The sequence below is a fragment of the Streptomyces sp. NPDC057307 genome (assembly GCF_042667665.1).
Classification (GTDB): domain Bacteria; phylum Actinomycetota; class Actinomycetes; order Streptomycetales; family Streptomycetaceae; genus Streptomyces.
In genome coordinates this window covers 1-11623 of record NZ_JBHUZM010000194.1, presented here as the reverse complement: position 1 = coordinate 11623, position 11623 = coordinate 1, and the positions used below count along the sequence as shown (strand labels likewise).

The 11623-nt window shown below is 70.7% G+C and carries 11 protein-coding genes; 7 read left to right on the top strand and 4 right to left on the bottom strand.

Annotated elements, in window-relative coordinates; all coding sequences use genetic code 11:
- Window positions 1-58 precede the first annotated feature (58 nt).
- Together ACFUN8_RS34905 and ACFUN8_RS34900 are read right to left on the bottom strand one after the other, a co-directional pair.
- The gene (locus ACFUN8_RS34905) at window positions 59-940 is read right to left on the bottom strand and encodes an alpha/beta fold hydrolase (RefSeq protein WP_383646792.1); all 882 of its coding nucleotides are present in this window, start codon (window positions 938-940) and stop codon (window positions 59-61) included.
- 91 nt (window positions 941-1031) lie between these two features.
- On the bottom strand, window positions 1032-1772 hold the full coding sequence (locus ACFUN8_RS34900) for an endonuclease V (RefSeq protein WP_383646790.1): 741 nt from the start codon (window positions 1770-1772) through the stop codon (window positions 1032-1034).
- Window positions 1773-1878: 106 nt separating this feature from the next.
- Here ACFUN8_RS34900 and ACFUN8_RS34895 point away from each other — a divergent pair, with 106 nt between their 5' ends.
- The 7 genes from ACFUN8_RS34895 to ACFUN8_RS34865 all read left to right on the top strand — a co-directional run bounded on the left by ACFUN8_RS34895 (window position 1879) and on the right by ACFUN8_RS34865 (window position 10209).
- A complete protein-coding gene (locus tag ACFUN8_RS34895) occupies window positions 1879-2178 on the top strand; it encodes a YciI family protein (protein ID WP_383646787.1) in 300 nt (99 codons plus the stop codon).
- A gap of 181 nt (window positions 2179-2359) precedes the next feature.
- On the top strand, window positions 2360-2776 hold the full coding sequence (locus ACFUN8_RS34890; RefSeq protein ID WP_383646785.1) for an SsgA family sporulation/cell division regulator: 417 nt from the start codon (window positions 2360-2362) through the stop codon (window positions 2774-2776).
- A gap of 285 nt (window positions 2777-3061) precedes the next feature.
- The gene (locus ACFUN8_RS34885) at window positions 3062-4708 is read left to right on the top strand and encodes an ABC-F family ATP-binding cassette domain-containing protein (protein ID WP_383646782.1); all 1647 of its coding nucleotides are present in this window, start codon (window positions 3062-3064) and stop codon (window positions 4706-4708) included.
- A 140-nt stretch (window positions 4709-4848) separates the two neighbouring features.
- Window positions 4849-7131, top strand: coding sequence for an ATP-binding cassette domain-containing protein (locus ACFUN8_RS34880; RefSeq protein WP_383646779.1), 2283 nt, complete (start codon window positions 4849-4851; stop codon window positions 7129-7131).
- 136 nt (window positions 7132-7267) lie between these two features.
- Window positions 7268-8044 (top strand): dimethylargininase, encoded by a 777-nt coding sequence (gene ddaH / locus ACFUN8_RS34875; RefSeq protein WP_383646776.1) that lies wholly within the window; start codon window positions 7268-7270, stop codon window positions 8042-8044.
- A 115-nt stretch (window positions 8045-8159) separates the two neighbouring features.
- Window positions 8160-9134 carry an acyl-ACP desaturase gene (locus tag ACFUN8_RS34870; protein WP_383646773.1) on the top strand — a complete coding sequence of 325 codons (975 nt, stop codon included), beginning with the start codon at window positions 8160-8162 and terminating at the stop codon, window positions 9132-9134.
- Window positions 9135-9291: 157 nt separating this feature from the next.
- Entirely contained in the window at window positions 9292-10209 is a 918-nt protein-coding gene (locus tag ACFUN8_RS34865) for a chitosanase (RefSeq protein ID WP_383646771.1), read from the top strand.
- 37 nt (window positions 10210-10246) lie between these two features.
- Here ACFUN8_RS34865 and ACFUN8_RS34860 read toward each other — a convergent pair whose 3' ends face one another.
- Both ACFUN8_RS34860 and ACFUN8_RS34855 read right to left on the bottom strand, forming a co-directional pair.
- Window positions 10247-10567 carry a WhiB family transcriptional regulator gene (locus ACFUN8_RS34860; RefSeq protein WP_383646768.1) on the bottom strand — a complete coding sequence of 107 codons (321 nt, stop codon included), beginning with the start codon at window positions 10565-10567 and terminating at the stop codon, window positions 10247-10249.
- A 124-nt stretch (window positions 10568-10691) separates the two neighbouring features.
- A complete protein-coding gene (locus ACFUN8_RS34855; protein ID WP_383646795.1) occupies window positions 10692-11489 on the bottom strand; it encodes a VOC family protein in 798 nt (265 codons plus the stop codon).
- Window positions 11490-11623 lie beyond the last annotated feature (134 nt).

Genomic DNA, 11623 nt, shown 5'->3' with positions numbered 1-11623 from the left:
CCGCACTCGTACCGAACCCGCCGCCGGACTGGGGCCGACGGCGGGTCAGCTCAGCGGGTCACTCGGTCACTCGGTCCGCGAGGAAGTCGCGCAGCAGAGGCGCCAGCGCCGTCGGGTCGAACTGGTGGCTCTGGCCGGGGAGTTCGCGGTACTCGGCGTGGGGCAGCAGCTCCGCCGCCGACTTGGCGCCCGCCCGCATGAACGGCTCGCTCTCGCCGCCGCAGATCACCAGCGCGGGTGCGGTCACACCGCTCCAGAGACCTGCGGTGAGCGGCTTGCCGGACATCGTGTCGCCCATGACGAGGCCGTCGTACGCGAGGGTGTGGGCCACCTTCTCCGTGTCCGCCCAGGACGGCGGCTGGATCTCACACTCCGCGGCCGGCGCCGCGGGCTGGTTCTTCATCGCGGCCACGTACTCGGCGGGAATGCCGATCGCGGCGGTCAGGAACAGCGCCACGGCCTGGTCCCTGCGGCCGGCCGCCACGGCGGCCCTGATCTGCTCGACGTAGTCGGCGGGCAGCGGCGGGCGGCTGTCGTCGATGATGAACGGCGGTTCGTACAGGGCGACTCCGCCGACCTTGGCGCCGAGCGCGTCGGCCGCCGCCAGCGCGAGCGCGGCGCCGGACGAGAAGCCGAATACGGCGGCCCGCCCGCCGTGGGCGTCGATCAGCGCCTCCACGTCCTCGACCTCGCGCGCCACCGCGTAGGGCTCGGTGTCCCCGCTGTGGCCGCGTCCGCGCCTGTCGAAGTCGATCACCGTGTACTCGGTGGCCAGCGGCGCGCCGATGACGGAGTCCGCCGGGCCGGTGCCGGTGCCGAGTGCGCCGGACACCATGATCAGGACGGGGCCCGCGCCGCTCGCGCGACAGGCGATCGATGTGCCGTCCTTCGACGTCACGTACCGGAGATCGGTGTGAGCTGTGCCCGCTGTGCCGGTCATGCCGTGCCCCCCACGTATACCCGTTCGCTGATCTGTTCGCTTTCAGAGGGCAGACCGGGGCGCCGCGCGAAACTCATCGCTCGGCGGCACATCAGTTTCCGGGCAGGGACTCCGGGGTCTCGGGGGTCGTGGGGGTCCGCGTCGGGCCGGCGGCCGCCACCGCCTCGCGCAGCGCGCGCCGGCAGAGCGTGTCCGCCCGGCGGGTCGTCTCCGGGATACGGAAGTCCGGGGCCAGCCGCAGCGTGTGCGCGCAGGCGGCGTCGAGGCCGGTCCGGTGCCCGACCGAGACGAACACCGGTTTCACACCGTCCTGCGTACGCAGCGCCCGGCCCACCTCCTCGCCGTCGTCGGCCACCAGTGGCGAGGAGTCGCCACGCCGGGAACCGGGCTGCTCGTACGAGAAGGTGAAGGGGTTCTTGGCGACACCGATCACCCGCAGCCCGGTCAGCACCCCGAGATGGCTGGCGAGTCCGAACCGGCGGGGATGGGCGCGTCCGTAGCCGTCGCAGACGACCAGGCCCGGATCCGACGTCAGGGCGTCGAGGGCGGCGAGGACGGTCGGGATCTCGCGGAAGGCGAGCAGCCCCGGCACATACGGGAAGGCGACCCGGCCGACGGCGGTCGCCTCGTCCACGACGGCGAGCGTGGCCGCGTCGAGGACGACGGCCGCGGCGGCGACGATGTCCCGCTCGTCGTCGTACGCGACGTCCACCCCGGTCACCAGTCCGGTCCCGACCGCCGGTCCCACCTCGTCGAGCACGACGCGCTCGCGCAACTCGTCCTGGATCGCCCTGGCTTCGGCCTCGTCGGCGGGTGTCCTGATCGTCGTCATGGTGCGCCAGCCTAGGTCGTGACCGCGGGCGGTGACCGCGGGCCGGATCCACCGGTCGTGGCCGGCGCCGTCCGCGTACCGTCACCCCGCCGCTAACCTGGCGATCATGTTCGTACTGGAGCTGACCTACACCGCCCCGCTCGACCGTGTCGACGCGCTCTCGGCGGATCATCTCGCCTGGGTCGACGCGCACTTCGCGGCGGGGACCTTCATCGCGTCGGGCCGCAAGAAGCCGCGCGACGGGGGTGTGATCCTGGCGGTCGGGGACGATCGCGAGGCGGTGGAGGCGCTGGCCGCGGCGGACCCCTTCGTGGTCGGCGGGGTGTGCGCGTACCGGATCACGGAGTTCACCGTGGCCCGCACCGCGCCCGGACTCGAGCAGTACCGCGAGCAGCCGCCCCGGTGAACCACCGGTGAATCCGGGACGAATCCGGACGACGGACGACCTCGCCGCGTACCCGACCCGCGAGTAGGGAAAACGGTGACGCAGGTCACGCCGCTCAGCGAGCACTCTTCAGCGCGTTGCGTCGTCCTTCCCTGTAGCGGAAGACACTCATCCGCCCGAGCCGTGCGAAGGGGAGCTGGCCTTGTCCAACGTCATCGAGCAGGCCCTGCAAGCCCGGCTGGTCGCCTCGGCGCCACAGCTGGAGACCGTCCCCGCGACCCTGCGGTACGACGGCGAGGATCCGTTCGCCGTCCAGATGGCATTCCCGGCCACGGCGACGCTGGAGGGCACGGAGGTGGCCTGGTCGTTCTCGCGCGAGCTGCTGACCGTCGGGATGGACGAACCGGCCGGGCTCGGTGACGTACGGGTGCGGCCGTTCGGTTACGACCGTACGGTCCTGGAGTTCCACGCCCCCGAGGGCGTCGCGATGGTCCATGTCCGCACCTCGGAGGTACGGCGCTTCCTCGACCGCTCGCTGGGAGTCGTGCCCGTCGGCCGCGAGCATCTGTATCTCGATCTGGACCACGACGTCGCGGAGTTGCTGCGCGACGCCTGCTGAGCCCCCCGGCCCCCTGCCCCGGGCTCCCCTGCCCCGCGCCCACCGCCCGGCCGCCGAAAAACCCGTTGCTCCCGCACCCATGCCTTCGTACGGTGTACAGCGTCCTTGTTGTCACCGAACGGAGTAGGACGTTGCTCTTCTGAGGTCCTGAGACACCGTGCCGCGCGGCTCTGTACCCGCGCGCACCGCGTGTGACCTCGGCTGTCGAGCCGTCCTTCCCCGGTGCCCTCCGCCGGTGTCTCCCACCGTTGCCCCGCATCCCTTCGCAGCAACCTGGAGACCCGTATGTCTACTTCCCCCCATATCACCTGCTCCGCGCTCTCCTTCGCCTGGCCGGACGGGTCCGTGGTGTTCGAGGACTTCCAACTGGCCGTCGGGCCCGGCAGGACCGGCCTGGTCGGCATCAACGGGTCAGGGAAATCAACCCTGTTGAAGCTGATCGCCGGTGCGCTCACGCCCACCGACGGCAGGACGAACGCCGTGGGTGAGATCGGCTACCTCCCGCAGGACGCCGTTCTCGACACCGCTCTCCGTGTCGACCAGGCGCTCGGCATCGCCGGTGTCCGGGCCGCGCTGCTCGCCGTCGAGGCCGGGGACGCGAGCGAGGAGAACTTCACCGCGATCGGCGACGACTGGGACGTCGAGGAACGGGCGCGGGCCACCCTCGACCAGCTCGGGCTCGGCCATGTCGGCCTCGACCGGACCATCGGCGAGGTGTCGGGCGGCGAGTGCGTACTGCTGCGGCTGGCGGCCCTGCTGCTGGCCCGCCCCTCGGTGCTGTTGCTCGACGAGCCGACGAACAATCTGGACCTGTACGCGCGCAGGCGGCTGCACGCGGCCGTGGACGCCTGGACGGGGGTGCTGGTCGTGGTCAGCCACGACCGTGAACTGCTCGATCTGGTCGACCGGATCGCCGATCTGCGGGACGGCGAGGTCACCTGGTACGGCGGGAACTTCTCCGCGTACGAGGAAGCCCTCGCCGTCGAACAGGAGGCCTCGATACGGCTGGTGCGCGTCGCCGAGGGCGACGTGCAGCGGCAGAAGCGCGAACTGGCCGACGCACAGGTCAAGTTGGCACGACGCAAGCGCTACGGACAGAAGATGTGGGACACCAAGCGCGAGCCGAAGGCCATCATGCAGGAGCGCAAACGCCAGGCGCAGGTGTCGGCCGGCAAGCACCGCATCATGCACACCACGAAGCTCGCGGAGGCCAGGGAACGGCTCGACGAGGCGATCGAAGCGGTACGCGACGACGACGAGATCCGGATCGAACTGCCCGCCACGGAGGTGCACTCCGGCATCGGCGTGCTGCGGCTGCGCGAGCTGGAGCTGCGGTACGGCGCGCGGGCCTCGGGCGAGTTCGCGATCCACGGGCCGGAGCGGATCGCGCTGGTGGGCCGGAACGGGGCGGGCAAGACGACGCTCCTGCGGACGGTCGCCGGGGAGCTGGCGCCGGTCTCGGGCGAGGCCGAGGCGCTGGTGCCGACGCGCTTCCTGCCGCAGCGGCTCGACGTCCTGGACGACGCGCTGAGCGTGGCGGAGAACGTGAAGCGGTTCGCGCCCGCCGCCACGGACAACGAGATCCGGGCGCGGCTCGCCCGCTTCCTGTTCCGGGGCGCGCGGGCGAACCAGCCGGCCGGGACCCTGTCGGGCGGGGAGCGGTTCCGCGCCTCGCTGGCCGCCCTGCTGCTCGCCGAGCCGGCGCCCCGGCTGCTGATGCTGGACGAGCCGACGAACAATCTCGACCTGGCGAGCGTGCGCGCGCTCACGGCGGCGCTGGGGGCGTACCGGGGCGCCCTGGTCGTGGCGAGCCACGACGTGCCGTTCCTGGAGTCGATCGGCGTCACGCGGTGGCTGATGCTGGACGGCGAGCTGCGTGACACGACGGTGGAGGAGGTACGGGCGGAGCCGCCGTCCCAGGGCGGGTCCTGAGGCAGCCGTCCCGGAGCCCGGGCTGAGACCGGGGTCCCGGAGCCCGGGCCGAGGCCGGCTCCGGGCCTTGTCGGAAAAAGCGCGCGGCCGATCGGGAACCCGGACAGTAGCTGTCTGGATTCCCGATTAGCTTCGGGCCCATGCCTCAGAACATCACCATCGTGGGCGCCCGTGAGAACAACCTCAGGGACGTCTCGCTCACCATCCCGAAGGACCGGATCACCGTCTTCACCGGGGTCTCCGGGTCCGGCAAGTCCTCGATCGTCTTCGACACCATCGCCGTGGAGTCCCAGCGCCAGCTCAACGAGACCTTCACGACGTTCATCAGGAACCGGCTGCCCAAGTACGAGCGGCCGCACGTCGAGGCGATCGACGACCTGTCGGTGGCGATCGTCATCGACCAGAAGCCGGTCGGCGGCAACATCCGCTCCACCGTCGGCACGATGACCGACATCTACTCGGTGATCCGGGTGCTGTTCTCGCGGTACGGCACGCCGAGCGCGGGGGCGGCCACCGCGTACTCCTTCAACGACCCGGCCGGCATGTGCCCGGAGTGCGACGGCGTGGGGCGGGTGGTCCGGCTCGACCTCGACCGCGCGGTCGACTGGTCGAAGTCCCTGAACGGGGGCGCGCTGCTGCTGCCGGGACTCTCGGTGGGCAGCTGGGAGTGGAAGCTGTACGCCGGCTCGGGCCACTTCGACCCGGACAAGCCGCTCGACCGGTACACCGCCGAGGAACGCCAACTGCTGCTCCATGGCGGTGGCTTCACCGTCACGCTGGAGCTGCGGACGGGTTCCGCCGATATGCGGTTCGAGGGTGTCGTGGACCGTTTCACCCGGCTCTTCCTCAAGCGGGACACGGCCACCATGTCCGAGAAACGTCAGGAGGCCGCGAACCGGTTCACCGCGCAGCGGGTGTGCGACGTGTGCGGTGGGGCGCGGCTGAACGAGGCGGCGCTCGCGACCCGTATCGACGGGCTGAACATCGCCGACTACACCCGCATGGAGGTCGGGGACCTGGTGGACGTGCTGGCGCGGATCGACGACCCGGTGGCCACGCCGATCGCCGCCGCCGCGCGCGCCCGGCTCGACCGGCTGGTCGGAATCGGGCTCGGCTATCTGAGCCTGGACCGGGAGACGACCACGCTCTCCGGCGGTGAGGGGCAGCGGCTCAAGATGGTGCGGCACCTGGGGAGTTCACTGACGGGGCTGACCTTCATCTTCGACGAGCCGAGCGTGGGGCTGCACCCGCGCGACGTGGGCCGGCTGAACGATCTGCTGCTGCGACTGCGGGACCGGGGCAACACGGTGCTGGTGGTGGAACACGACCCGGACGTGGTGGCGATCGCGGACCATGTCGTCGACATGGGGCCCCGGGCGGGCGCGGACGGCGGGCACGTGGTGTTCGAGGGCACGGTGGAGCAGTTGCGGGACGCCGGCACCCTCACCGGCCGGCATCTCGTCAGCCGTACCCCCATGAAGGGGGCCTTCCGCTCCCCCACCGGCCAACTGCCGGTGCGTGGAGCCGCGTTGCACAATCTGAAAGGCCTCGACGTACGGTTCCCGGCCGGGGTGCTGACGGCGGTGACCGGTGTCGCGGGGTCGGGCAAGTCGACGCTGGTCTCCCAGGTCTTCACGGCCGCGTACCCGGACGCGATCGTCATCGACCAGGGCGCGATCACGGCCTCGTCCCGGTCCACCCCGGCGTCGTATCTCGGCGCCATGGACATCATTCGCAAGGTGTACGCGAAGGAGCACGGGGTCGAGCCGGGCCTCTTCAGCTTCAACTCGTCGGGCGCCTGCGCCGAGTGCGCGGGGCGCGGGGTCATCCACACCGATCTGGCGTTCATGGACCCGGTGACGACGGTCTGCCACGTGTGCGAGGGGCGGCGGTTCAACGACGCCGTACTGGCGCTGCGGGTGGGTGGCAGGTCGATCGTCGACGTCCTGGACATGACGGCCGCTCAGGCGATCCCGTTCTTCGAGGAGTTCGGCGGCGACCGGGCGATGCTGCGCAAGCTGCGGACGCTGAACGACGTGGGACTGACCTATCTGACGCTCGGTCAGCCGCTGAGTTCGCTGTCGGGCGGGGAGCGGCAGCGGATCAAGCTGGCGACCCAACTGCACCGTACGGGCAGCGTGTACGTCCTGGACGAGCCGACCACCGGGCTGCACATGGCGGACGTGGGTACCCTGCTGGCGCTGCTCGACCGGCTGGTGGACGCGGGGAACTCGGTGATCTGCGTGGAGCACAACATGGATGTCGTCAAGCGCGCGGACTGGGTGATCGATCTCGGCCCGGACGGCGGGAAGCACGGCGGCGAGATCGTCTTCGAGGGAACGCCGGCCGAACTGCTGCGCCATCCCAAGTCCTTCACGGCCGAGTATCTGCGGCGGGAGGTGGGGGCGGCGACGGCGGTGTGAGCGCGTCTCCGATGATCACGGCCTGACGTAGCGTGGTCGGGTCCGGCGCCACCCCGACGGCACCGGCGGGGTCGACGGACCCGACCGGGGCCCTCCCCGCCCGACGGACCCGACCACAACCGCTCCGGAGAAGCCCATGACCAGCAGGAAAGCCCTGATCCGCCGCCCAGGCCCCCGTCTCACCGAGGGCCTGGTGACCCATCTGGAGCGCACCCCGGTCGACGCCGGCCTGGCCCTCGCGCAGTGGGAGGCGTACACCGCCGCGCTGCGGGAGCACGGCTGGCGGACGACGGAGGTGGCGCCCGCCGACGACTGCCCGGACGCGGTGTTCGTGGAGGACCCGGTAGTGGTGTTCCGTGACGTCGCGCTGATCGCCCGGTCCGGCGCCGAGTCGCGGCGGCCGGAAACGGCGGCGGTCGAGGAGGCGCTGGCCGCGCTCGGCTGCCGCGTCGAACGGGTGACGGAGCCGGGCACGCTCGACGGCGGCGATGTGCTCAAGGTCGGCGACACGGTGTACGTGGGGCAGGGCGGGCGGACGAACGAGGAGGGCCTGCGGCAGTTGGGCGCCGCGTTCGAGCCGCTGGGCGCGCGGGTCGTCGCCGTACCGGTGAGCAAGGTGCTGCATCTGAAGTCGGCGGTGACCGCGCTGCCGGACGGGACCGTGATCGGCTACGCGCCGCTCGTCGACGACCCGTCGCTCTTCCCGCGTTTCCTGTCGGTGCCCGAGGAGGCGGGATCGCACGTGGTACTGCTCGGCGGCGAGAAGCTCTTGATGGCGGCGTCCGCGCCGCGCAGCGCGGAACTGTTCGCGGGGCTCGGTCTTGAGCCCGTTCCGGTGGACATCAGCGAGTTCGAGAAGCTCGAAGGGTGCGTGACCTGTCTCTCGGTACGCCTTCGTGACCTGCGGGAATAGCCGCGTGCGACCGGGCGTCGCGGATCTGGGCTTGGCTCTCCCCTTACTGCGCCCTTAACCTACGGTCACGTAACCTACGAACCCGTAGGTACTACTCCCGTCCCCAGGAGCACACGTGACACTCACCTCTCCCCATCTCGGCAGTTCGGAGGCGTGGACCGACGCCCGGCTGCTGTACGCACTGGAAGAGGTGGTGGAGAAAGAACTCAACCGCCATCTCAAGGTCGCCAAGGACTGGATGCCGCACGAGTACGTGCCCTGGTCCGACGCCCACAACTTCCCCGGTCTCTTCGAGGACGGCACGGCCTGGGAGCCGCAGCAGTCCAAGGTGACCGACATCGGCAAGATCGCCCTGGTGGTGAATCTGCTGACCGAGGACAACCTCCCCAGCTACCACCACGAGATCGCCAGCCTCTTCGGCCGCGACGGCGCCTGGGGCACCTGGGTGCACCGCTGGACCGCCGAGGAGGGCCGGCACGGCATCGTGATGCGCGACTATCTGCTGGCCTCGCGCGCCGTGGACCCGGACAAGCTGGAGCAGTTCCGGATGACGCACATGGCGGAGGGCTTCACGTCGGACAACCGGCACTCGATGCTGCACTCCGTCGCGTACGTCGCCTTCCAGGAGCTGGCCACCCGGGTCTCGCACCGCAACACCGGCCACCAGTCGGGCGACCCGGTCTGCGACCGGATGCTGGCGCGTATCGCCACCGACGAGAACCTGCACATGGTCTTCTACCGCAATCTGCTCGGCGCGGCCTTCGACATCGCTCCGGATCTCACCATGCAGTCCGTGCGCGACGTGGTCGTGGACTTCCGGATGCCGGGACACGGCATGCCGGGCTTCGAGCGCGCCGCCGCGCAGATGGCGATCGGCGAGATCTACAACATGCGCATCCACCACGACGACGTGATCCAGCCGGTGCTGCGCTATCTGAAGGTGCTCGACATCGACGGGCTGGGCCCCGACGGGCTCAAGGCGCAGGAGGAACTCGGCCTGTACATGAGCGGGCTCGACTCCGAGGCGAGCAAGTTCGACGAGAAGCTGGCCGCCCGCAAGGCGCGGATGGCCGCGCGCGCCGCCGGCTGATCCCATGCCGACCGGGGCCGGCGTCCCCGCCGACGCCGACTCCGTGCCCTCGCCCCGTCGAGGGCGACACGAACTCACCACGTGTCCCACCAGGGTGTGTTGATTTCGAGGGGGACTCCCCACGGGTGTTCGAATCGGGCGTCGTACGCTGTGCGACGTGAAGCCCGTCACCCGTCTCTTCCTCATAGGCGCACCTGCCCTTGTCGTCGTCTCCGTCGTCTTCGGCGGAGGCGGCGACTCCGGCGTTCTCGCCGACAATCCGCCTGCGAGCGCGGCGAGCGCCGCACCCGATCCCCTGGCCTCCGGGAGCGACGACGAGCGGGCGGAGCTGGAGGAGCGGATCAGGAAGATGCCGCCGGGTCTCGCGGCTCCCGCCAAGAAGGACACGGCCGCCCGGATCATCGCGAGCGCCGAGAACTCCACGCTGGACTGGCGCGGTCAGTACGACGCGATCGAGGACCTGGACGACGGCAACGGCTACACGGCCGGCATCGTCGGATTCTGCTCGGGCACCAACGACATGCTCCAGCTCGTCGAGGAGTACACCAAGGCCCACCCGGACAACCCGCTGGCGCCGTATCTCCCCGCGCTGCGCGACGTGGACGGCACCGACTCGCACAAGGGTCTGGACCCCGGCTTCACGGAGGCGTGGGTGACGGCGGCCGGGAATCCCGACTTCCGCGAGGCTCAGGACAGGACGCGCGACCGTGTCTACTTCGACCCGGCGGTGCGGCTGGCCAAGATGGACGGCCTGAGCACGCTGGGCCAGTTCATCTACTACGACGCGATGGTGCTGCACGGGCCCGGTCTCGACGAGGGCGGCTTCTACGGCATCCGGCACGCGGCGATGCGGAAGGCGAAGACGGCGGCCGAGGGCGGTTCGGAGAAGGAGTATCTGAACGCCTTCCTCGACCGGGGCCGGGTCGTGATCAGGACGAAGATGACCGAGACACAGCGGGACACCTCACGCATCGACACGGCGCAGCGGGTCTTCCTCCGGGACGGCAACATGGATCTCGCGCTGCCTCTGCGCTGGCGGATGTACGGCGAGACGTTTCAGCTGCCCGCTTCCTGACCGGTCCCGACCAGCGCCTGTCCCCATATGGCCGGGCTCAGGCGGTGCTCGCGGCTCTGGCGGTGCTCACGGGTCGGGCGGTGCTCGCGGCGCCGCTGCGGCGCAGGCGTTCGCGCTCCTTCTCCGACAGCCCGCCCCACACCCCGAACCGCTCGTCGTTGTCCAGGGCGTATTCGAGGCATTCCCGCCGTCCTTCGCAGGCACCGCAGAGCTGCTTGGCCTCGCGGGTGGAGGAGCCGGGGGCCGGGAAGAAGAACTCGGGGCCGGTCTGGGCGCACAGGGCGTTCTCCTGCCACGCGAGCTCCTGCCCCGTGAGTCCGGTGATGCTGGTGAGGGTGTTCGTGGGATCGATCGGCATGACACACACGCTGCCTGGTGCCGATAAACATTCGATCAATGACCTGATGGGCAGCCGCCCGAACGACGGCTTTCCGGCCCTCCGTCGCGGACGGAACGGCCGCCGCCGTGGTCACGGCCCTCGTTCACGCGTCCTGCGCGATGCCCTGCATGAGCGCGAAACGCGCGCCGTACGGGTCGGTCACCACCGCGAAACGGCCGACACCCTCGATGTCCCTGGGCTCCAGGACGGTCGTGCCGCCCAGTCGGTCCGCGTCCGCCACGGCAGCATCGCAGTCGGCCGTGCCGAAGTACAGGAGCCAGTTCGGCCCTGTCGCGGCGGGGGCGGGATCGGCCGCGGTGGGGACGATCCCCGCGAACATGCCGTCCGGGCCCTTGCCCTCGGGGTGGACCATGACGTAATCACCCCCGCCTCCCGGCATCGGCATCGAGGTCGTGCCCCAGCCGAAGACGGAGCCGTAGAAGCTGGTGGCGGCGGCCGCGTCCGGGGTGGACAGCTCGGCCCAGCAGAGGGTGCCCGGGGCGTCGGTGGCCTCCAGGCCGGTGTTCTTCCCCGGCTGCCAGGTGGCGAAGCCGGCTCCGGCCGGGTCGGCGCAGAGCGTCATACGGCCGAGGTCCTCGACGTCCATCGGCTCGTTCACGACCGTGCCGCCGTTGTCCTTCACGGCGGTGGAGGTGGCGGTGGCGTCGGCTGTCTGGAAGTAGAGGGTCCAGGACGGCGGGGCCTGCTCGGCGGGGAGCTGCATGGCTCCCGCGACGGTCTTGCCGTCGAGCTGGAACATGCCGTAGCCGCCGAATTCGGGGCCGGCCGACACATGGTTCCAGCCGAGGACGCCCCCGTAGAAGGTCTTCGCGCCCTCGATGTCGGGCGTGGCGAGATCCGCCCAGTTCGGTGAACCTGGGACGTAACGGGTGGTGAGCATCATCGCTCCTTCGAGAGACCCCCCGTGCGCTTTCCCTCCCGAGTCTGCTACCGATCGGCGCCCGTCGCACATGTACGTCGCACGGGGAGGTACGCCGGAGAGCCAGGCGCGCCGGACCGGGCCGTGTGTCGGCC